Genomic DNA, 19,983 nt, shown 5'->3' on the forward strand with positions numbered 1-19,983 from the left:
CCCAGGCCGCCCACCACCGAGAACTCCTGCTTGGTGTGAACTCACCCGTCAGCATCGGCATGGCCTCGCCGATGGCCGCCTTCGCCTCCGGGAGCCGCAGGGAGGCGTCGTGGTGGTCCTTGGTCCTCCACACCTCGGTCACCCGGATCGTCACGTCGTCGTCGTGGGAGAGCCCCACGACGTAGAGATCGCATCCCGCTTCGCGGAGCCCGTCGACGGCACTCAGGAGAAGGGCCACGACCTCCTCCCGGGAGCCGGGCCGGGTCTTCATCGAGGTCGTACAGCCGTAGGTCATGGTAGGGCCCTCTCTCTTCTCGTTCGTCTTCGCTCCAACACCGCCGCCGGACCCCGGGCGGTACCCGTCCGCGGACCCTGTTCCGGCGCGATGCCGACTCATGTGATCGTCCTCAACGGTGGCGCGTCGGACCGGGCTTCCGCCGCCGGGGCCGGCGAAGGACCACGCCCAGGTCCCCGACCGGACCCCGGATCAGGCCGCTGAGCGGCCAACGGGCCAGGAGGAAGGTGACCACCGCGCCCACCGGATGCCGCACGTCCGCCGACCCGATCGCCCCCCGCACGAATTTTCCCCGGCGTGCGGGGCAACCGGAAGCGGTCCCCACCCGGTTCACTTGGTGTGAGCGACACACGAATCGCACAGGCACGATGGCGGGGGCATGACCGGCGCGATGGGCAACAGCGGCAGCGCGCGGGACTTCGAGGCGTTCGTCGCGGCCTGCGGACCCCGCCTGCTGCGCATGGCGTGGCTGCTGACGGCGGACCCGCACCTCGCGGAGGACCTGCTGCAGACCGCACTGGCGAAGGTGTGGCCCAAGTGGCCACGGATCGCCGACGAGCACCCGGAGGCGTACGTCCGCAAGACGCTCGTCACGACGCACGCCTCGTGGTGGCAGCGCCGCTGGAAGGGCGAGGTGCCCCACGGCGAACTGCCCGACCGGGCCTCGTCCGGCGACCCCTTCGCCGCCGTGGACCTGGAACAGTCGCTGGCCGACGCGGTCCGGCACCTGCCCCGGCGGCAGCGTGCCGTGCTGGTGCTGCGCTATCTGGAGGACCTCTCGGTCGAGGAGACCGCGGGCATTCTGGGCTGCCGGCCCGGCACCGTCAAGAGCCAGAGCGTCAAGGCACTGCGCACCCTGCGCACCGTGCTCGGCGACCGGCCCCTGGACGGCACGGCACCCCCGCCCGGCTACGACGGTTCACTGTCGGCCTGTACGGCGGGCGGAGGGCAGTCGCGTGCCTGACCACGAGGTGACGGACACCGGCGAGGACGCCGAACTGCGGGTGCTGCTGCAACGGGTGGTCCCGCACCTGGAGGCGCCGGCCGACCGGATGCGGCAGGTACGGCGCCGGGTGCGGCGCCGGCGCCGGATGCGGGCCGCGGCGGCGGGCGCGCTGGCCGCCGCGGGCCTCGGGCTCTGGCTGGGCACCGGCTCGTCCGGCGCGCGGCCGGACACCGCACCCCCGGCGGCGACCGCCCCGGCGGAGACGGACGCTCGCCTCCAGCGGTTCGCCACCGTCTCGGGGCTCACCCTGGAGGTGCCCGCCGGGTGGCAGGCGCTCGCCGTGCCCCGCGGCGACGACGGGGCCGTGGTCTACGCCGCCGGGCAGCCCCTCGACGCCGACCGCGTCGCCGGGACATGCGGCGAGGGAACCACCGGCGCCGTGGACACGTTCGCGTGCGCGCCGCTGTCCGCGCTGGAGCCGGGCGGCGCCCTCGTCGCCTTCGAAGCCCTCGACGGCACGACGCCCACCGCACCGCCCGCCTCCCGGCACGCCTCGGCCCGCACACCCGGCGCCGCCTGCCGGAGCCTGGGAGGCCGACTCCAGTACGCCGCCCGCCCGTTGTGGACACCGGGGCGGGACCGCCCCGCCCTCCAGGTGAGCATGTGCCTGGGTGAGCCCCCGGCCGACCCGGCGGGGCGGGACGACCACGGCCCCGCGCCGTCCTCCACCGTCGACCCCCGCTACGACAGCGAGCACGCGTTCGACATCGAGGCCGTCCCGGACGGCTCCGCGGACGCCTGGAACGACGTGCTCGCCCAGGTCAAGACACTCATCGGCTCGGCCCGCGACAGCTGACCTCCTCGCGGACAACGTGCCGCCGGCACACCTGACTTCCTCCGGAAACACCGACAGCGACCACACCCGACATGCGCCCGGAACGACCCGACAGCAACCCCACCGCACCCACCGCCCCCCGAAGGACCCCCCACGTCATGCCCCTGTACCGCCCCGCCCACCTTCCTTCCCGCCCGGTCCGCCACGGCACCGCGGTCACGGCCGGTGCCGTGCTCCTCCTGTGCGGCTGCGCCGGCCCCTCGGCCGGCACCGACGGGGCGGACCGGCCCGCCGACCACGCGACGTCCACGACCACCGCCGGACGGCCCGGGGTCACCGAGAACACCGTCCGCACCCGGCGGGTGCTGCCCGGCGTGGGTCCCGCCCTGCTCGCCCGCGTCCCCGACTCCACCGGTCAGGTCCTCCTCGTCACCGGCGAGGACCGCGACGGCAGCACCGCCGCCGTCCGCCTCTACGAGCGCACCGCCGACGGCTGGGAGCCCACGACCGGGTCCTGGCCCGCCCACAACGCGCTCAAGGGCTGGACCGACGACCACCGCATCGGCGATCTGCGGTCCCCCATCGGCGCGTTCACCCTCACGGACGCGGGCGGCCTGCTGCCCGACCCGGGCACCCGGCTGCCCTACGACCGGTCCACGGGCTTCCGGATCTCCGGCACCGGCTCGCGGGGCGAACCGCTGGAAGGTGCCTTCGACTACGTCGTCGCGATCAACTACAACCGCGAGCCCGGCACCACCCCGCTGGACTGGACCCGTCCGCAGGGCGCCGAGAAGGGCGGCGGCATCTGGATCCACGTCGACCACCACGGCCCCACCCAGGCGTGCGTCAGCATCGCCAGGAACCACATGAAGGAACTGCTGCGCGCCCTGGACCCGTCCCGCAGGCCGATGATCGTCATGGGCGACGCGGCGTCCCTGGCACGCTGACCAGGCCCTCAATCTGCTCGAAACTGTCGCCCCGCGTCGGCAGTAAGGCGCGGCGTACTGCGCATGCCTTGACCCCGACGAGTGACCGCTCGTACATTCCTCCGGGCCGCTGATTGAGGCGGCTCGTCGTACGGCTTCGGTGAGGACGTGGGCGCGAAACTTTCGGCGACCGCGCGGCACACCGAACGCACAAGGAGGCTCCCCTTCATGAAGCGATCAGCGCCGCTCCTCGGCGGCGTCGCGGCCGCCCTCCTCGCGGCGGGCTTCGCCGTCTGCCAGGCGCCCGGCGTGCAGGGCGCCGAGAGCGGCACCTCCGCGACCGCGCGCTCCGTGGCCGCGGCGAGAACCGGCGGCCACTGGGTCGACACCTGGGCGTCCATGCCCCAGTTGACCGAGCCCGGCAACATGCCGCCCGCACCGTTCACCCGGGCCGACCGCGTGCTCGACGACGCCACTCTGCGCCAGACCGTGCACGTCACGGTGGGCGGACAGCGGCTGCGGCTGCGCTTCTCCAACGCCTTCGGCGGCACCGACCTGCCGATCACCGGCGTCACCGTGGCCCGCCCCGCCGACGGGAAGGCGGGCGTCGACGAGATCGTGCCGGGGAGCACCCACCGGGTGAGGTTCGGCGGCCGGCCCGGCTTCGACGTCCCGCAGGGCGCCCAGGCGGTCAGCGACCCGCTCGACCTCGACGTCCGCCCCGGCACCAACCTCACCGTGACCGTCCACCTCGCCCACGGCCAGGCCTCCACGTCGATCACCTCCCACCCCGGCTCCCGCACGACGTCGTACCTGCTCGCCGGCGACCACCTCACCGACGGCGACCTGCCCGGCGCCACCACCGCCGACCACTGGTACTTCCTCAGCGGCCTCGAGGTGTGGGCGAAGCGGTCCACCTCCGCCACCGTCGTCCTCGGCGACTCGCTCAGCGACGGCCGCGGCTCCACGACCAACGGCAACGACCGCTGGCCCGACCAGTTGCAGGACCGGCTGCGCGCCCGCTCCGTAGCGAAGGGCACGGGCGGCATCGCCGTCATCAATCAGGCCGCGGGCGGCAACCGCGTCCTGCGCGACGGACTCGGCCCGAACGCGCTGGCCCGGCTGGACCGCGACGTCCTCGCGCAGAGCGGCGTGGACCGCCTGCTCGTCTTCGAGGGCGTCAACGACATCGGCACCGCCGGGGCGACGCCCGCGGCCGCCGAGCAGGTCACGAACGACCTCATCGGCGCCTACGGGCAGATCGTCACCCGCGCCCACGCCCAGGGCCTCCGTGTCTACGGCGCCACGCTCACCCCGTTCGGCGGCAACAGCTACGACGACCCGGACGGCGTCCGCGAGAAGGCGCGGCAGGCGGTCAACCGGTGGATCCGCACCGGCGGCCGGTTCGACGCCGTCGTCGACTTCGACCGCGCGGTCCGCGATCCGCACGACCAGCGCCGGCTGCGGCCGGCGTACGACACCGGCGACCACCTCCACCTCAACCCGGCCGGCTACCGCGCCCTGGCCGAGGCCGTCCCCGTCGCACTCTTCCGCTAGGAACCACGCGCCGGCCGCACGCGCCCGCTCTTGACAGGAAGGTGGTTCGTCGCTGCTATGGAGGGAAGTGTGGGTGGGAGCGCTCCCATGACGCGTTCGCATCCGCACCCCCGCACTACCGCTCCCGCACCACCCTCCCGCACATCCGACGGCTCCCCCCTGCCCCGGAGGCGCACATGACCGCCGTTCTCGCACGCCTGCTCCGCAGACCCTGGGCGGTGCTCATGGCCGCCCTCGCGCTCGCCGTACCGCTCCTCGCGGCGGTCCCCGCGAGCGGCGACGGCACGGCGGCCGGATGCCGGGTCGACTACACCGTCGACCAGTGGGCCGGCGGCTACACCGCGCAGGTCCGCGTCACCAACCTCGGGGCCGCGCTGAGCGGTTGGCGGCTGACCTGGACGTACGGCGGCGACCAGCGGGTCACCTCGGCCTGGAACGCGACCGTCACCCAGAGCGGCCGCTCGGTGACCGCGGTCGACGCCGGCTGGAACGGCTCCCTCGGCAGCGGCGGCACCGCCGACTTCGGCCTCCAGGGCACCTGGAGCTCCGCCGACCCCACGCCGGACGACTTCGCGCTCAACGGTGTGTCCTGCGGCGACGGCGACACGGCCCCGCCCACCACCGAACCGCCCACCACCGAGCCACCCACCACCGAACCGCCCATCACCGAACCGCCCACGACCGAACCGCCCACCACCGAGCCTCCCGCGTCCTGCGGCGACGGCGCCGTGGTCTGCGCCGACTTCGAGGACCAGGACGGCCAAGGCCCCTCCGGCCACTGGAAGTTCACCGCCCCCGACTGCCAGGGCTCGGGAACCGTGGCGGTCGACAGCCAGGTCGCGCACGGCGGCGCCAAGTCGCTGCGGGTGGACGGCCGGGCCGGCTACTGCAACCACGCGTTCGCCGCCGCCGACGCGGACCTCTCCACGGCGGGCCCGGTGCTGTACTTCCGGATGTGGGTACGGCACACCACCGCACTGCCCGCCTCGCACGTCGCCTTCGTGTCGCTGCCGGACGCCTCGCAGAACGGCCGGGCGCTGCGCGTCGGCGGTCAGAACGGGGCCCTCCAGTGGAACCGGGAGAGCGACGACGCCACCCTGCCCGCCCAGAGCCCGGCCGGCGTGGCGCTCAGCAGACCGCTGCCGACCGGGAGTTGGCAGTGCCTGCGGTTCGCCGTGGACACCACCGCGCCGGAGCTCGACACCTGGCTCGGCGACGAGCTGGTACCGGGGCTGCACGCCGACGGCGTACCGACGCAGGACGTCGACCAGCAGTGGCTCTCCCGGACCACACCGCCCAAGCCGACGGCCCTGCGCCTGGGGTGGGAGAGTTACGCGTCGGGCGACGACACCCTCTGGTTCGACGACGTCGCCGTCGGCTCCGCGCCCCTCGACTGCTGACGGCGGCACACCACGGGCCAGTCGCCGCCGCATAGGCTGTGGGGATGGACGATCCCATCCTCACCGCCCGCGCCCTCGTGCGGGACCGTTGCCCCGACGCCCGGGCGGCCTTCCTCGCCGGCAGCGTGCTGACCGAGCGCCGGACGCCCATGTCCGATCTGGACATCGTGGTCGTCATGGACGGGCCGCCCGCCCCGGGCCGGGAGACGCTGGTGCACCGCGGCTGGCCGGTGGAGCTGTTCCTGCAGACCGAGGCCGTCTGGCGCGACTTCGCCGACAAGGAGACCGCCAAGCGGAGTTCGCCGCTGCTCTCGATGTGTGCCGAGGGCATGCTCCTGGTGGACGCGGACGGGCTGGGCGCCTCGCTCCAGGAGGAGGCGCGCAGACGCTGGGCCGCGGGCCCGCCGCCGCTCTCGGAGCGTGAGCGCGACTACCTGCGGTACGTCGTGACCGACCTGCTCGACGACCTGCGCGGCTGCGCGGACCCCGCGGAGCGGGTCTACCTGGTCGCGCAGCTGCTCCAGCGCGCCTCGGAGCTGGTCCTCCTGGCCGGCGGCCACTGGCTCGGCGGCGGCAAGTGGCTGTCACGTCGGCTGGCCGCCGCCGACCCCGCACTGCACCGGGCGCTGCACGAGGCCGCCGCGGAGGCGGTCGGCGGCGACATCGAGGGCTTCGACGCCGCCGTGACCCGGGCACTGGACACCGCCGGCGGCCCCCTGTGGGAGGGCTACGTCGTGAGGTGAGCCGGTATCGTCCGAGCCGTGCCCGACCTCGAGCTGCGACACCTCAACCACCTCATCGCCGTCGCGGAGACCGGCAGCATCACACGGGCCGCACAGCGGCTCATGATGACCCAGCCCGCGCTGTCGCGGTCGATCAGGACGCTGGAGCGCACGGTCGGCGTCCCCCTCTTCGTGCGCCGCTCCCGCGCCACCGAACTCACGGCCGCGGGAGCGGCGTTGCTCACCGAGGCGTATGCGCTGGTGGACCGCTCCCGGGCGGCTCTCGACCGTGTACGCGGCATGCGGACCGCGGCGGAGACCCTCACCGTGACCGCCCCGCTGTGCGACATGGTGGCCGTGACGGCGGCGAGCCGGTCCTTCGAGGCGGACCGCCCGGGCGTACGGGTGAACGTCGTCCCGCGTGAATGGCTGTCGCCGGTGGAGGAGTTGCGGGCGGGCGGCGCGGACGTCTCGTTCCTGCGGGACCGGCACGACCGGGAGGGGCTGACGGTCGACCGGCTCGCGTGCGAAGCGCGCATGGTCCTGCTGCGCGCGGACCATTCCCTGGCGGCCCGGGAGAGGCTGACCCTGTCCGACCTGCGGGACGAGCCGGTCACCCACTGGGCGGGCATGTCCCCGCAGGAGGCGGACCACTGGACGGGCGCGGACGTCGACCGGCGCCCCCGCCGGCACGGTCCCCTGGTACGGAACGCCACCGACGTGCTCGCCGCCGTCGTGCTGGGCCGGGCGATCGCCTTCGTCCACGGCTCGACTCTGCCGGACGCCGGTCTCCCCGGACTCGGCGTCCGGCCGGTCGAGGGCCTCTCCGGGAGCGTCCTGGAGATCGGGGTGCCGTCGCACGGCGCACACCCGATCGCCGAGGAGTTCGTCGACCATGCGCGCAACCGATGGGCAGCGGCGGGCAGTTGACCGCCTGAGCGTACTGCGTGCCGCGTGGTGTCACGCGGTCGTGGCATGCCGGTGAGGCATGCCCGGCGCTGCCGCATCGGCATTACCGGCGGGGCCGGTGACGCTGGTTGGATCACCGGAGAACGTCCGCCGCGCCGACGGGCCACGGTGCCGCGCGGACGCGTCATCCGCCTGACCGGCGGGCCCGTACGACGTGACGACGACTGGAGTGCCGTGATGTTCACCCTCTCGCAGGAGCCCTGGGACTGTGCCGACGGCGACCGCCTCCGCGCGGCCATGGAGCGGGAGTTGGCCGCCCGCTACGGCATCCCGGACCAGGAGACCGACAAACCGACCGCGGAGAACGTCGACGTGTTCCTGGTCGCCCGGGACGCCGCCGGCGACGCGACCGGCTGCGGCGCCCTGCGCCTGCTGCCCGACGGCAGCGGCGAGATCAAGCGGATGTACGTGTCCCCGGACGCCCGCGGCACGGGCGTGGCCACGGACATCCTGCGCGCACTCGAGGATCACGCACGCCGACGGGGAATCACCACCGTGCAGCTCTCGACGGGGGTGAAGCAGCCCGACGCGATCCGCTTCTACGACCGCGAGGGCTACCGGCGCACCGACGGCTACGGCCCCTACAAGGGCCACCCCATGGCGGTCTGCTTCGCCCGCCGACTGGGCTGAGGGCGATTGTCAGTGGTGGTTGATAGGACTTGAGTCGTTGGCAAACGACCTGACGAGGTGTCATTCCATGCGACCCCCACTGCCCCTGCCCTCCGACGACGACGCGGACCGCGTGCACGGAGTGCTGCTGCTCAACACCGGTGACGACAAGGACGTCTGGGAGGACGTCCTGTCGCGGCTGGGCGAACTGCCCGGCATGCAGGGTCCCGGGTATGAGACCACTCCCGAGACCGCCCCGGGGACCGTCCCCGCGACCGTCCCCGCGACCGTCCCCGCGACCGCCCCCGATTCCGGGCCGCGGACGGCGGCCGCCCGGCGGCTGGTCGTGGCGCACGACCCCGCATGGCGCGGCGCCACCGCCGAGGAGGTCGCCGCCGCGCTGGACCGGCCCGGCGTCTGGAGACCGGACCTGGTCGTGCTCACCGATGAGCGGACCGGGTGGAACCCGGAGACGCGCCCGCTGCTGGCCCTCCGGGGCGGGGACGCGTTCTGGATCACTCCCCGGCAGGTGGCCATGACGTACCTGGTGCTGAACCGCTCCTGCCTCTCGTTCACCCTCGACCACTTCGCCGAGCGGGCCCCCGCCGACGTGGAGTACGAGCTCGAGGAGGGCGAGGAGCTGGAGGAGGAGGACCTCTACGAGCCCGTGGGCGTCGCGCTGGAGCGGCTGAGCGCACCGCCCCGTTACACCAGGCCGCCCCGCGCACTGCCCGTGCTCGAACAGGACGTCGATCTGCTGGTGCGCACCGACTTCACCGACGACGCGGCCTGGTCCGCCCTGGTCGCGCAGGTGCGCCACCCGAAGGGTGCGGACGTGATCGACGACTACGGCGACTACCTCCGCTTCGTGGACGACCCGGCCTTCGCTGGCGCCACCCCGGAGCAGGTGATGGCGCAGATCCGCCCGCGCGAGGACGAGGCCGGGCCCGTCTCCGACGTCGTCCTGATCGCCGACGCGGTCACGCTGAGCGCACCCGGGAACCGTCTGCTCGCGGTCCCCCTCGCGGACGACATCGGCCTCACCTTCCCCGTGGACCCGGAACAGGCCGGGACGATGATGGTCAACCTGGCGATAAGCAACCAAGGCATCGAGGACTGGCGGAAGGACGACGTACTGGCGTGAGCCGCCCGTCCGACGGGCCTCACGTCTGCTTGCGCGCCCGCCCCTGTGCCTGTCCCCGCCCCTGTGCCGGCCGAGCCGTCGTGGACAGGGCGCGCAGGTCGTCGAAGGCCCGGTCGAGGTGCCTGTCCAGGTCCTCCGAGGGGTCGTCGATCCAGGCCTGGGCCGCATGGTGGAAGGTGCCCCAGCCGGTCTGGGCGGCCAGGCCGGCCAGCCGGCCGGGGACACCGCGCTGCCGCAGCGCCTGTGTCAGCGCCTCGATGAGTGACGCGGCCTTGGCGAGATCGCGTTCGCGGAGTGCCGGGGTCTCGGCGATGATCGCCAGCCGGGGCTCGGAGAAGGGGCGCCTCTCCTCGAGCATCCCCGCGGCGACCCGGAAGGCGCACAGCAGCATGCCGAGCGGCGGCAGGTCGCCGGGCGCCTCGGCCACCGCCTCGACCATCACCTCGCGCAGGTCGGCCTCGCCGTCGAAGAGCACCTCGCGCTTGTCCGGGAAGTGCCGGAAGAACGTCCGTTCGTTCACGCCGGCGCGGGCGGCGATCTCCGCTGTCGTGGTCCGGTCGAATCCGCGCTCCCGATACAGCTCCAGGGCCGCCTGCTGAAGACGTCGACGCGCTTCTGCTCCGCTGCGTGGCACCCGGTGAGCATACACACATGTCAGTGACTGGCGTTACTTGACGCCATTCACTGGCGCTACATAATGTCAGTGACTGGCGCTAAGAAGTGCCAGTCACTGGCGTATCCAGGGAGTGTTCCATGCATGTGTTCGTCACCGGCGGTTCCGGCCAGACCGGCCCCGCAGTCGTCACCGAGCTGATCGCGGGCGGCCACACCGTCACCGCTCTGGCGCGTTCCGACAGCGCTGCCGCCAGACTGGAGTTGCTGGGAGCGGTGCCGCACCGCGGCTCCCTGGACGACCTCGACAGTCTGCGCAGTGGCGCCGAGGCCGCCGACGGTGTGCTGCACATGGCCTACGGCGGCGACTTCTCCGACCTCGACGACATGATGCGGCGCGACCGGACCGCGATCGAGACCCTCGGCCGGCCGCTGGAGCACTCCGGCAAGCCGCTCGTCGTCACCTCCGGCACGCTGGTCCTGCCCGAGGGCAGGCAGAGCGGTGAGCGGGACGAACCCGACCGGACCGGGTTCGCCGCCTTCCGTCTCGCGGGGGAGCGGGCCTGCCTGGACCTCGCCGCCCGGGGCGTCCGCGCGAGTGTGGTCCGCCTCGCCCCGACGGTCCACGGACCCGAGGACCACGGCTTCATCCCCATGCTCGTCACCACCGCACGGCGCACCGGTGTCTCGGCCTACGTCGGGGACGGCGCCAACCGCTGGCCCGCGGTGCACCGGAGCGACGCGGCGGTCCTGTTCCGGCTGGCCCTGGAGAAGGCACCCGCGGGCAGCATGCTGCACGGCGTCGGCGAGAGCGGCGTCACCCTGCGGAGCATCGCGGAGACGATCGCCCGCGGCCTCGGCCTGCCCACCGCCTCACTCACCCCCGAGGAGGCCGCCGGCCACTTCGTGAGCCCGTTCATGGCCCGCGTCTACGCCTTCGACGGTCCCGCCACCAGCTTCCACACCCGCGAACTGCTCGGCTGGTCGCCCCGCCACCCCGCCCTGCTCGACGACCTCGCCCACGGCGACTACCTCACGGCACCGGCGGCCTGAGCCCCGCTCACCCGTGGGCGGCGAGCAGCTCCCGCAGATCGGCCAGGGCCGCGGCGAATCCGTAGGTCTGGGCCACCGCGACCGGGTTGAGCACCACCTCGTCGGCGCCCGCCGCGAAGTAGCGCCGCACCTCCGGGACCAGGTCGCCCGGCTTGCCGTAGAGGAACACACCGGCCTCCACGAGTTCCCGGGCGCCCGACACCGGATCGCTGACGTCGACGTCGAGCCCGGCCCGGCGCAGCATGTCGGCGTAGTGGTGGACGCGCAGATGCTTGTCGGTGCCGCGCTGGGCCAGCGGCAGCGGGCTGCGCCCGGGGCGGGCCACCGCCGCGTGCACCACCGTCACCAGCCGGGGCCGCGGCCGGCCGGCGGCGACGGCGCCCTCCTCCAGGGCGGGCAGCAGCACCTCACGGATGTAGGAGGGCGGCGTCATCCAGCTGATCGCCACGTCCGCCGTCCGGCCCGCCGCCCGCGCCATGCCCGGCCGCAGCACTCCCGCGCCCACCTCGGCGGGCGGTGCGTCCCGCACCGGCGGCAGCGCGGCCCCGCCGACCCGGAACACCGGACCCTCGTGACGTACCGCCCCGCCGCGCAGCAACTCCCGCACCACGCCCACGTATTCGGCGACCGCCGAGGCAGGCGCGGCGTAGTGCGCGCCGTGCAGCGCGGTGACGAAGGCCGGCTCGCCCGCCCCGTAGCCCATGACGGGCGGATGCCCGGTGAGCAGCGCGAGCGAGCGGGCCTGGGCGGCGGCGTCGAAGGGGTGCCGCAGCGCGGTGAGCGCCACCGACAGGCCCACCGGCACCCGGAACCCGGCGCCCGCCAGCCAGGCGAGCGCCTGATGGCTCTCGACGGTCAGCGACTGCCCGAGCCACAGACGCCGTGCGGCACCGTCGCGGACGAGCGCGGCCATGCCGGTCAGTTCGTCCAGCTCCTCCACGTGGTGCGGGAAGAGCACCGAGACATGTTCCCCGCTCGTCATCGCGGCTCCCTTGTGCGCATCGCTTCTTCCTGCTCCCGTCGGCCCCCGGCCGGGTGGGCACGCCGACACGGTAGGTTGCGCCGGGCGGGCGCGGACAGTGGCAGGTTCCTGCCCCCGTCCGCCTGTCGACCGGCAGCCCGGTGAGCGGCCACGGGGCCCCGGCCCGGCCGGAGGCGGCGGTTTCCTGCCGTGGCGGGAGCGGTGGGCGCCCTGCTGTGATCGAGGGGTACGGCGCGTGCACGGAGCGGCCGCGCCCGGACCCGAAGGGACCCCTCGTGAACACCTCGGACCTGATGGGCGGTTACTCCGCCTACACCACCGTCGGCGCCGCCGTCGAGGAGGCCGCCGCCCGGACGGCCGTCGACCAGGACGCCAGCGAACCCCTGACCCTCGTCCTCACCCTGCTGACGCGGACGGTGGTGTGACGCCCAGGCCGTGAGGCGACCCGGACCGGACCGGGACGGGTCGCCCGCCGGCCGGGCTCACCCCTCGGCGTGCCGGGCCAGCCGGCGGGTGTACGCCACCGCGCGGTCCCCGGTGAACGCCTCGGCCACCGCGACCAGCCAGGCCGCCTCCTCCTCGACGGTGCCCGGGCCCTCACCCGTCGGCCCGGGCGCCGCCCGCCCCGGCGCGCACCGGCGGCCCGCCCGCGCCGCCTCCAGCGCCGCGGCCACCGCGGCCGCCTCCTCCACCACCGGCCTGCGACCGGGATCGACGGGGAACCGCGCGAGCGCCGCGGCCGTCCACGAGGGCGTCTGCGCGGGCCAGTAGGGGCGCAGCGCGAGATAGCCGTCGCGGATCTCGATCACCCGCCGGTACAGGGCGAACCGCGCACCGCCCGGGGCCAGGGCCACCGCCCTCGGCCCCGGCACCGACAGCGCCGTCTCCGGCACCACCGCGTGCAGGGCCGCCCACAGCGGTTCCAGCGCCCGGTGGGCGCGCCAGGCCCGCAGCCGGTGCCGTCCCCCGGCCACCAGCGGATGCCACAGCGCCGCCGTCGCACCGAGGGCGGCGAGCAGCAGGCACCCACTGGCCAGGGCCATGGCGACCGGGTCCATCCCGGCCCCCTGCCGGTGGACCACGGCCATGTTGACGATGCCGCTCACCCCCCACACCGCCCACAGCGCGCCCACCGCGGTGCCCGCGGCGACCAACCGCAGTCCCGTCCGCAGCGCCCCCGGCCGCAGCCCCCGCGCACAGCGGTGCACCGGCAGCGCGAACAGGACGAGACACCACAGGCTGTAGAGGGTGAACACCGTGTCGAACGCGGCCAGGGCGGCCCAGTCGGCCCGGCCGCCGCCGGCGACGACCGCCGCGCCGCCCGCCGTAGCCGCCGGTGGCCGCCCGCCGGCGGAGGCGGCCAGGAAGAGCACCGCGCACAGGGTCCCGGCCGTCACGCCCACGAACGCGTGCGACCACTCCGACACCGCCCGCCACCGCGGCAGCCCGAGCCGCATCGCGGCGAGCGGGAGGAAGGACAGGGCGGCCATCTCCAGCTCCCGGCCCAGGAGGTGGACGCACCCTGCGGGCACGGACAGCGCCCGCAGGGCGGCGACGGTCCCGGGTGCGAGCAGCGCCATCGCCGCCCCCATGCACAGCCAGAACCCGTACAGGCACCCCACGGCGGTGCCGCGCCGGGCGGGGCGCAGTTCGTACCAGCCCAGGGAGAGCGACGCCGCCGCGGGGACGTACGCCAGTTCCTCAGCCACGCGCCCGCTGCCCACCACGGGTACCGACCAGGACCCCTGCCCGCCCGTGCCCGTCGATGGGGTGCGGCGGCCCGGCGCGCAGGGCCCGGTGCTGGATGAGGGAGGCCAGTAACTCCGCCTCGCGCTCCTGCGGTTCGGAGTAGCCGGTGCGGCCCAGGACCCGGCGGATCAGGGCCGGACGCAGCGCCGGCATGAGGGCGCGGGCCGCCGCGGAGGCCGCGTAACCGGTCCGGTCGTGGCCGCACAGCAGGTGCGCGGCCTCGTGCAGCAGGATGTGCTGCCGGTGCAGGGCGGTGGTGTGCGCGGTGTGGACGATGTAGTCGGCCCGGTCGGTCGCCACGAGCAGCCCGCACGGGCCGGGGGAGTCCAGGGCGACGTCCAGGATCTCGATGGGCCGGCCGCGCCGGGCGGCGAGGGCGGCGATGAACGTCTCGGCGTCGAAGGGAACCGGCAGATCGAGGCCGTCCACGAGCCTGTGCAGCCGCCGCCTGTGGTGTCTTCCCGCCCGGTCCGTGAGTACGGACAGCCCCTCTGCGCGCACCAACGACTCCCCTTCGCCGTTCGACCCGCGTTGACTGTACAGCCAGCCAGTGAAAAGTCAACGGGCCTGTTCCGTCACGCTGTTGACGGGCCGGAGAAGGGGCGACGGGGGGCTCACACCGTCTCGCGCACCACCTCCGCGCCGCCCGACTGCCCCTCCACCAGGGCCCGGTACCCGGCGCTCGTGCGCAGCAGCTCCTCGTGCGAACCGGTGTCCACGACCCGCCCGTCCCGCAGGAGGGCGATCCGGTCGGCGTGCCGGACCGTCGACAGCCGGTGGGCCACCACCAGCACGGCCCGCTCGCCCGCCAGCCGGTCCACCACGTCCCGCAGCAACCGCTCGTTCACGCCGTCCAGCTGCGAGGTCGGCTCGTCCAGCAGGACGACGTCGGCGTCACTGAGCAGCGCCCGCGCCAGGGCGAGCCGCTGCCGCTGGCCGCCCGACAGATCCGTACCGCCGCCCAGCGGAGTGTCGAGTCCGTCCGGCAGCCCGGCGACCGTGGCCGCGAGCCCCACGCTCTCCAGCACGCGGCGCAGCGCCGTGTCGTCCACCGGACCGGGCGCGCCCAGGACGAGGTTCTCCCGCACCGTCCCCTCCAGCAGGGTGAACGACTGGTCGACGTAGGCGATCCGACGGCGCAGCGCGTCGAGCGGCCAGTCGGCCAGCTGCGTGCCGTGCAGCGCGACGGTGCCCCCGGCGGCGGGCAGCAGGCGCTCGACCATGTTCAGGACCGTCGACTTCCCGGCGCCCGACGGGCCCACCAGGGCGGTGACGCCGCGCCGGGCGACCGTCAGGTCCACCCCGCGCAGCACCGGCTCCGCGTCGTAGCCGCCGGTCAGCCCGCGCAGCCGGAGGGCGGGGGCGCCGGGCACGGGGGCCGGCTCGCGGTCGGGCCCGGGCGCCTCCGACGGCAGCTCCAGCGCGGTACGGATCCGGCCGCGGGCCGCCATGCCCGCCTGGAGCCGCGCGATGCCGGTCGCCAGCACGGTCAGCGGGGCGATGAGCTGGAAGAGGTACATCATGAACGCCACGAAGTCCGCCGGGCTGAGCGCGCCCGAGGCCATCCGCACGCCACTGCCCGAGAGCACCCCGATGACGGCGATCTGCTGGCCGACCGTCATCAGGGGCGTGATGAACGCCTGTGCCCGGTCCGCCGACACCGCCGCCTCCGCGGCTGCCCCGGCCCGCTCCACGATGCCCGAGGCGGTGCGCTCCTCCGCCCGGTTGGCCTTGATCACCGCCAGTGAGGAGACCGCCGCGGTGAACCGCTGCGCCACCTCGCCGAGCGCCCGCTGCTGCGCGGAGATGCCCCGGCGCATCCCCGAGACGAACACCGCGATGGCGGTCCCCGCCACGGCGAAGGTCGCCACCACGATCAGCAGCAGCACCCAGTCCAGTACGCCCATGACCACCAGGGAGACGCCCGCGACCAGCGCCGACGCGGGCAGCGCCGTGACTCCCACGTCGAACATCGAGCGCAGTTGGGCACAGTCGCTGGTGATCCGGGCGACCAGGTCGCCGGTCCCGGCCCGCCGTACGTCGAGCAGCCGGGCGCGCAGGACGTGGCGGACGACGCGGGCGCGCACGTCCAGCACGGTCCACTCGCCGACACGCCCGAGGAGGAAGGACGACCACGCCCCGGCCAGGGCCCCGCCCAGGGCCAGTACCGCGAGGACGAGCACGGAGACGAGCGGGGAGCGGTGACCGCCGATGTCGACCACGAGCCGGCGCACCGCGAGCGGCACGCACAGGGACGCGACGACCGACAGCAGGATCAGTGGAACGGCGACGGCGGTCTGCCCGCGGTGCCGCGCCAGCGCGGACAGGGGACCGGCCGGGAAGGGGGCGGAACGCATGGGAAGTCCTCTCGGGGCAGGGGAGGGTACTCAGGGGCTCAGGGGCTCAGGGGCTCAGGGGCTCAGGGGCTCAGGGGCTCAAGGGGCTGAAGGGCCCGGGTACGCAGGGGTTCAGCGGGTAGGCAGGGGTTCAGGACGTCAGCAACGGCCGCGCGGGCGCCGTGCCGAGCGCTTCGGTGGCCGCCGAGGTGTGGACCCAGCCGGCGATGCCCACCCGGGAGGTGCAGCCCAGCTTCTTCATCGTCTCCCGGACGTGGTTGACCACCGTCCACTCCGAGATCTCCAGCCGGCGGGCGATCTGACGGTTGCTCAGCCCGTCCGCGATGAGGAGCGAGACCTCGGTCTGCCGGCGGGTGAGCGGACCGGTGCGTCCCGCGTCCGCCTCGTCGTGGTTCTCCGGCCGTGGCGGCCCGCCCCGGTACGCGGCCAACTCCGCGAGTACACCGGGGAGTCCGGCCTCGGCCCCCTCGCGCAGCGCCGTGACGAAGTCCCGCTCCGCCAGCGGCCCGCGCACCTCGCTCTCCCGCAGACACCCGGCGAAGTCCGGGTCGTCGGGCGCACCGGGCAGCCCGGCACGCGCGGCGGAGAAGGCGCCCAGTACCCGGGCGGCGGCCGTGGCGCGGGCGGTGATTCCCGGCCGCAGCGGAGTGCCGGCCAGGTTCAGGAAGGCGCCCAGCACGGCCGGGGCGCCGAGCCCGCGCAGCGCGGCCAGCGCCCGTTCGCAGTAGGCGGCGGCGTCCCCGGTCCGCCCGTCGGCGGTGGCGAAGAGGCTCAGGCGCAGCAGGGCCGCGCCCGCGGTGAGCAGGTCCCGGCGCTGCAACGCACCCGGCAGGACGGCCAGCGCGGTCCGGGTCGCGGCGTCGGTCCGCCCGTCGAGGAACTCGGCCAGGCACACCTCCAGTTCCACCCCGGACGCGGCGGCCTCGTCGCCGTCCTCCCGATGCCGGACCACGGCCCGGTGCAGCAGCGACAGCCCCCGGCCGGGGTCGTCGTGGTGCGCCGCGAGGCCCCGCAGAGCGAGGAGGCGGCCGGTCAGGGCGTCGGCCGCGGGGTGCGCGGCCACCTCCTCCGCCACCTGGCCGAGCCGGCTGAGGGCGGCGTCGAAGTCCCCGGCCCGGACGGCCGATGCGGCGAGCAGCAGGCCGAGCCGGGCCCGGCCGAGGGCGGTCACGGGCCGGGGGAGCCCCGCCGGCGGCGCGGCGCCGACACCGGAACCGGCCACCGTGTACAGGGAGAAGTACAGGTGCTCGGCGAGGTCCAGGGCCGCGTCGGTGCCGTCGTCGGTGTCCTCGCGCCTGCCGGGGGGCTCGTCGGCACGCCCGGGGACCTCGCATGCCGGTGGGGCGCCGAGTGTCTCCAGCGCCAGACGGAGGTTGCGCTCCTCGGCGCGCAGGGCGGTGACTCCGGCGAGCTGGTCGCCCGCCAGGACGCGTGCGACCGCGTCGCGTGCCACGCGCGCGTAGTAACGGGCGTGGGCCTGCCGTGCGTCCGCCGTCACGGACGGACCCTGCCCGGGCGGCGGGCCGCCGAACGGGACGTGCAGCCGTGCGCGGGAGTGGCCACCGAGTCGGCCCGAGGGGCGCCCGGAGGAGGTGAGGAGGTGATGGTCGAGGAGTTCGGCGAGCGCGGCCGGGAACGCCGCGAGCGGCACACCGGACACCTCGCGCAACGCCTCGGGCCCGCACCCGCCCGGAAACAGCCGCGCGTGGTCGAGCAACCGCCGTGCGACGGGGCCGAGTCGCCGCTCCGCCCCGCCGGCGCCCCGGTACGCGCGCACCACCCCCGCGGCGGCGGCCGGACCCGGCCCGCAGTCCAGTGCGGCACGCAGCACCTCCGGACCCTCCCATCCGGCCACCCGCGCCGCCAGGCACAGGTCGCCGGGCACCCCGCCCAGGTCGGCGCAGATCCGCGCGGTCTGCGCGAGGTCGTGCTCCCGCGCGGGCAGGCCCGGGTGGAGGGCGCGCAGGCAGGCGAGATAGAGCCGTACGGACGGCACCCGGGACAGGCCGTCGGGGTCCAGCGCGGTGCAGTCGACGGGCACGGGGAGCGCGGTCACCGGCCGCCCGGCGAACCCCTCCGGGACCAGGGGCCGCCGGGCGGTGGCGAGGACCCGCGTACCCGCACGCGCGGCCGCCGCCAGCGCGCTCAGTAACCGGGTTGCCCGCGCGCCCGGTCGGCCGTGGTCCGTGCCGGGTGCGCCCGGTGCGGCGGGGGCCGGCTGGTCGAGCCCGTCGGCGAGCACCAGAGCGCCGGGGCCGGCGAAGGCCCCGGCGCCGGCCCCTGCCTCGGCACCGGCTTCGACGGTGACGGCCGGCGCCGGGTCCGCCGTGAGCAGCCGGGCGAGTGCCGCCTCCGGGTCCGCGTGGGCGGTGGCGTCGAAGAGGGTCACCCGGCCCCCCGTCTGCTCCGCGTACGCGACGGCCACGGTGTGCGCCAGCCGCGTCTTCCCGATGCCCGGAGGCCCGTACAGCAGGACGCCCCCGCGGCCGGGATCCTCCCGGGTGAGCAGCGTCAGCAGCTCGGCCGTCTCCCGTTCACGGCCGACGGTCTCGGCGGGGAACGGCGTTTGCTCAAATGAATAGGACCCTGACTGCCATTCATCTTGGCTCACCGGCTCAGGATGGGGCGCCACCCGGCGCATGTCAACTACGATGAATCGCCAGGAAGTTCGGATCTATCTCCGCAGATGCTGTGCTGTGCTGTGCTGTGCTGTGCTGTGCTGTGTCGGCGTCCGGCGGGAGGCGTGAGGTGAGCGTGGCCGGTACGGAAAGCAGCCCCTCGGGTCTGGCCGAGCGGATCGACGCGCTCTTCCGCCTCGTCCTCGACCCCGACCGCCGGCCCTACACCAACGAGGTGGTGGCCCGGGCCTGCCGCGAACGCACGGGTGTGTCGTTCTCCACCACGTATCTGTGGCAGCTGCGCACCGGACGGCGGGACAACCCCACCAAGCGCCATCTGGAGGCGCTGGCCCAGTTCTTCGAGGTGCCGCCCGCCTACTTCTTCGACGACACGCAGGGTGCGGAGATCTCCCGGCAGCTCGAACTCCTCGGTGCCCTGCGTGACGCCGAGGTGCGCGACGTGGCGCTGCGGGCCGTCCAGCTCTCGCCGGAGGCGCTGGGCACGGTCAGCGACCTCATCGACGTGATCGCCCGGCGCGAGGCCCGGGCGGCGGACGAGGGGGACGACGCCTGACACCGGCGGAGCGGGACACGACAGGGCCCGGCCCCGGCGGAAGTGGTCTTCCACCGGGGGCCGGGCCGGCGAGGGCGCGGATCAGGCGATGATGGTGATCGTGACGAGCGTGAGCGGGATCAGCGTCCAGCTGGCCTCCGCGCGGTCCTCGTCGTACTCCTCGACCGCCGCGGCGGGCGTCGTGTAGGCGCTGTAGCCGCTCATCAGGTCCTCGGTGCTCATGCGGGTCTCCTTCGGATGGAGGGGTGGGCGGAGGGGTGGGTGGAAGGGCGGACGGGTGGGTGCGGGAGGGGGCTCAGGAGGCGGTGAGGGGCAGCAGGATGGTGACCACGAGGCTGATCGTGGTGACGATCCACGGCGACGCCTCCGCCTCGGGCTCGTTGCGCGTGGTGGCCAGTTCCTCCACGGCGGTGCGCGGGCTCGTGTAGGCGGCGTAACCGCCCATCAGATCGGCGCTCTGCATGTTCTCTCCTCGGACATGGGGCGGGACCGGCCCCGGTCGTGGCCGGTGCTCCGATCCCACCAGCGCGGCCGGTCCGCGCCCAGTGGCAGGTAACTGGCGCCCGGGCCGGCGACCGGCCGCCGCCCGGGCCCGCCACGCGCCCGCACCGGTCTGTCCGCGACCGGACCGACAG

General features: G+C 74.8%; 21 protein-coding genes and 1 pseudogene. 13 read left to right on the forward strand and 9 right to left on the reverse strand.

The window, feature by feature from the left end:
* The first annotated feature begins 35 nt into the window (after nt 1–35).
* Entirely contained in the window at nt 36–185 is a 150-nt protein-coding gene (locus OIE12_RS32755; protein WP_329141579.1) for a hypothetical protein, read from the forward strand.
* Here OIE12_RS32755 and OIE12_RS32760 read toward each other — a convergent pair.
* A pseudogene (locus OIE12_RS32760) lies at nt 131–397 on the reverse strand (putative quinol monooxygenase); the annotation flags it as partial. The gene OIE12_RS32755 and the pseudogene OIE12_RS32760 sit on opposite strands and share 55 nt — an antisense overlap.
* 277 nt (nt 398–674) lie before the next feature.
* On the opposite strand from OIE12_RS32760, the gene OIE12_RS32765 reads away from it, so the two are divergent.
* The 9 genes from OIE12_RS32765 to OIE12_RS32805 all read left to right on the forward strand — a co-directional run bounded on the left by OIE12_RS32765 (nt 675) and on the right by OIE12_RS32805 (nt 9,403).
* Nucleotides 675–1,259, forward strand: coding sequence for a SigE family RNA polymerase sigma factor (locus tag OIE12_RS32765; protein ID WP_329141580.1), 585 nt, complete (start codon nt 675–677; stop codon nt 1,257–1,259).
* Nucleotides 1,252–2,097: a hypothetical protein gene (locus OIE12_RS32770; protein WP_329141581.1), complete on the forward strand. Its 846-nt coding sequence runs from the start codon at nt 1,252–1,254 to the stop codon at nt 2,095–2,097. The genes OIE12_RS32765 and OIE12_RS32770 overlap by 8 nt, the downstream gene beginning before the upstream one ends.
* Nucleotides 2,098–2,234: 137 nt before the next feature.
* Nucleotides 2,235–3,023: a hypothetical protein gene (locus OIE12_RS32775; RefSeq protein WP_329141582.1), complete on the forward strand. Its 789-nt coding sequence runs from the start codon at nt 2,235–2,237 to the stop codon at nt 3,021–3,023.
* A 207-nt stretch (nt 3,024–3,230) separates the two neighbouring features.
* On the forward strand, nt 3,231–4,559 hold the full coding sequence (locus OIE12_RS32780) for an SGNH/GDSL hydrolase family protein (RefSeq protein ID WP_329141583.1): 1,329 nt from the start codon (nt 3,231–3,233) through the stop codon (nt 4,557–4,559).
* Between the two features lie 176 nt (nt 4,560–4,735).
* Nucleotides 4,736–5,959, forward strand: coding sequence for a cellulose-binding domain-containing protein (locus OIE12_RS32785; RefSeq protein ID WP_329141584.1), 1,224 nt, complete (start codon nt 4,736–4,738; stop codon nt 5,957–5,959).
* A gap of 44 nt (nt 5,960–6,003) precedes the next feature.
* Entirely contained in the window at nt 6,004–6,702 is a 699-nt protein-coding gene (locus OIE12_RS32790; protein ID WP_329141585.1) for a nucleotidyltransferase domain-containing protein, read from the forward strand.
* 18 nt (nt 6,703–6,720) lie between these two features.
* Nucleotides 6,721–7,611: a LysR family transcriptional regulator gene (locus tag OIE12_RS32795; protein WP_329141586.1), complete on the forward strand. Its 891-nt coding sequence runs from the start codon at nt 6,721–6,723 to the stop codon at nt 7,609–7,611.
* Nucleotides 7,612–7,758: 147 nt separating this feature from the next.
* Entirely contained in the window at nt 7,759–8,280 is a 522-nt protein-coding gene (locus OIE12_RS32800) for a GNAT family N-acetyltransferase (protein WP_329141587.1), read from the forward strand.
* A gap of 67 nt (nt 8,281–8,347) precedes the next feature.
* A complete protein-coding gene (locus tag OIE12_RS32805; protein ID WP_329141588.1) occupies nt 8,348–9,403 on the forward strand; it encodes a DUF6924 domain-containing protein in 1,056 nt (351 codons plus the stop codon).
* 19 nt (nt 9,404–9,422) lie between these two features.
* Here the strand turns inward: OIE12_RS32805 and OIE12_RS32810 are convergent, their stop codons facing one another.
* Nucleotides 9,423–10,037, reverse strand: a complete 615-nt coding sequence (locus tag OIE12_RS32810) for a TetR family transcriptional regulator (RefSeq protein ID WP_329141589.1) — start codon at nt 10,035–10,037, stop codon at nt 9,423–9,425.
* Nucleotides 10,038–10,156: 119 nt separating this feature from the next.
* Here OIE12_RS32810 and OIE12_RS32815 point away from each other — a divergent pair, with 119 nt between their 5' ends.
* Nucleotides 10,157–11,068, forward strand: a complete 912-nt coding sequence (locus OIE12_RS32815) for an SDR family oxidoreductase (RefSeq protein WP_329141590.1) — start codon at nt 10,157–10,159, stop codon at nt 11,066–11,068.
* A 7-nt stretch (nt 11,069–11,075) separates the two neighbouring features.
* Here the strand turns inward: OIE12_RS32815 and OIE12_RS32820 are convergent, their stop codons facing one another.
* A complete protein-coding gene (locus OIE12_RS32820; RefSeq protein ID WP_329141591.1) occupies nt 11,076–12,050 on the reverse strand; it encodes an LLM class flavin-dependent oxidoreductase in 975 nt (324 codons plus the stop codon).
* A gap of 275 nt (nt 12,051–12,325) precedes the next feature.
* Here OIE12_RS32820 and OIE12_RS32825 point away from each other — a divergent pair, with 275 nt between their 5' ends.
* Nucleotides 12,326–12,475, forward strand: coding sequence for a hypothetical protein (locus OIE12_RS32825; RefSeq protein ID WP_329141592.1), 150 nt, complete (start codon nt 12,326–12,328; stop codon nt 12,473–12,475).
* A 57-nt stretch (nt 12,476–12,532) separates the two neighbouring features.
* Here OIE12_RS32825 and OIE12_RS32830 read toward each other — a convergent pair whose 3' ends face one another.
* The 4 genes from OIE12_RS32830 to OIE12_RS32845 all read right to left on the reverse strand — a co-directional run bounded on the left by OIE12_RS32830 (nt 12,533) and on the right by OIE12_RS32845 (nt 18,767).
* Complete coding sequence (locus OIE12_RS32830; RefSeq protein ID WP_329141593.1) at nt 12,533–13,759, reverse strand: MAB_1171c family putative transporter; 1,227 nt, start codon at nt 13,757–13,759, stop codon at nt 12,533–12,535.
* The gene (locus OIE12_RS32835) at nt 13,752–14,300 is read right to left on the reverse strand and encodes a ParH-like protein (protein ID WP_329141594.1); all 549 of its coding nucleotides are present in this window, start codon (nt 14,298–14,300) and stop codon (nt 13,752–13,754) included. The genes OIE12_RS32830 and OIE12_RS32835 overlap by 8 nt, the downstream gene beginning before the upstream one ends.
* Before the next feature lie 113 nt (nt 14,301–14,413).
* Nucleotides 14,414–16,156 (reverse strand): ABC transporter ATP-binding protein, encoded by a 1,743-nt coding sequence (locus OIE12_RS32840; protein ID WP_329141595.1) that lies wholly within the window; start codon nt 16,154–16,156, stop codon nt 14,414–14,416.
* 130 nt (nt 16,157–16,286) lie between these two features.
* Nucleotides 16,287–18,767 (reverse strand): LuxR C-terminal-related transcriptional regulator, encoded by a 2,481-nt coding sequence (locus OIE12_RS32845; protein ID WP_329141596.1) that lies wholly within the window; start codon nt 18,765–18,767, stop codon nt 16,287–16,289.
* Nucleotides 18,768–18,910: 143 nt separating this feature from the next.
* Here OIE12_RS32845 and OIE12_RS32850 point away from each other — a divergent pair, with 143 nt between their 5' ends.
* Nucleotides 18,911–19,348 carry a helix-turn-helix domain-containing protein gene (locus OIE12_RS32850; protein ID WP_329141597.1) on the forward strand — a complete coding sequence of 146 codons (438 nt, stop codon included), beginning with the start codon at nt 18,911–18,913 and terminating at the stop codon, nt 19,346–19,348.
* A gap of 81 nt (nt 19,349–19,429) precedes the next feature.
* Here the strand turns inward: OIE12_RS32850 and OIE12_RS32855 are convergent, their stop codons facing one another.
* Both OIE12_RS32855 and OIE12_RS32860 read right to left on the reverse strand, forming a co-directional pair.
* Nucleotides 19,430–19,570, reverse strand: coding sequence for an LxmA leader domain family RiPP (locus tag OIE12_RS32855; protein WP_329141598.1), 141 nt, complete (start codon nt 19,568–19,570; stop codon nt 19,430–19,432).
* Between the two features lie 73 nt (nt 19,571–19,643).
* Nucleotides 19,644–19,811, reverse strand: coding sequence for a hypothetical protein (locus tag OIE12_RS32860; protein ID WP_329141599.1), 168 nt, complete (start codon nt 19,809–19,811; stop codon nt 19,644–19,646).
* Between the last annotated feature and the right edge of the window lie 172 nt (nt 19,812–19,983).

This window comes from Streptomyces sp. NBC_00670 (assembly GCF_036226765.1).
In the GTDB taxonomy this organism is placed as follows: domain Bacteria; phylum Actinomycetota; class Actinomycetes; order Streptomycetales; family Streptomycetaceae; genus Streptomyces.

What these genes read in the sequence shown, in the direction of transcription:
- OIE12_RS32765 (WP_329141580.1), top strand. Translation starts at nt 675, where the DNA reads ATGACCGGCGCGATGGGCAACAGCGGCAGCGCGCGGGACTTCGAGGCG.
- OIE12_RS32775 (WP_329141582.1), top strand. Translation starts at nt 2,235, where the DNA reads ATGCCCCTGTACCGCCCCGCCCACCTTCCTTCCCGCCCGGTCCGCCAC.
- OIE12_RS32780 (WP_329141583.1), top strand. Translation starts at nt 3,231, where the DNA reads ATGAAGCGATCAGCGCCGCTCCTCGGCGGCGTCGCGGCCGCCCTCCTC.
- OIE12_RS32785 (WP_329141584.1), top strand. Translation starts at nt 4,736, where the DNA reads ATGACCGCCGTTCTCGCACGCCTGCTCCGCAGACCCTGGGCGGTGCTC.
- OIE12_RS32790 (WP_329141585.1), top strand. Translation starts at nt 6,004, where the DNA reads ATGGACGATCCCATCCTCACCGCCCGCGCCCTCGTGCGGGACCGTTGC.
- OIE12_RS32805 (WP_329141588.1), top strand. Translation starts at nt 8,348, where the DNA reads ATGCGACCCCCACTGCCCCTGCCCTCCGACGACGACGCGGACCGCGTG.
- OIE12_RS32815 (WP_329141590.1), top strand. Translation starts at nt 10,157, where the DNA reads ATGCATGTGTTCGTCACCGGCGGTTCCGGCCAGACCGGCCCCGCAGTC.
- OIE12_RS32820 (WP_329141591.1), bottom strand. Translation starts at nt 12,050, where the DNA reads ATGACGAGCGGGGAACATGTCTCGGTGCTCTTCCCGCACCACGTGGAG.
- OIE12_RS32840 (WP_329141595.1), bottom strand. Translation starts at nt 16,156, where the DNA reads ATGCGTTCCGCCCCCTTCCCGGCCGGTCCCCTGTCCGCGCTGGCGCGG.
- OIE12_RS32855 (WP_329141598.1), bottom strand. Translation starts at nt 19,570, where the DNA reads ATGAGCACCGAGGACCTGATGAGCGGCTACAGCGCCTACACGACGCCC.
- OIE12_RS32860 (WP_329141599.1), bottom strand. Translation starts at nt 19,811, where the DNA reads ATGCAGAGCGCCGATCTGATGGGCGGTTACGCCGCCTACACGAGCCCG.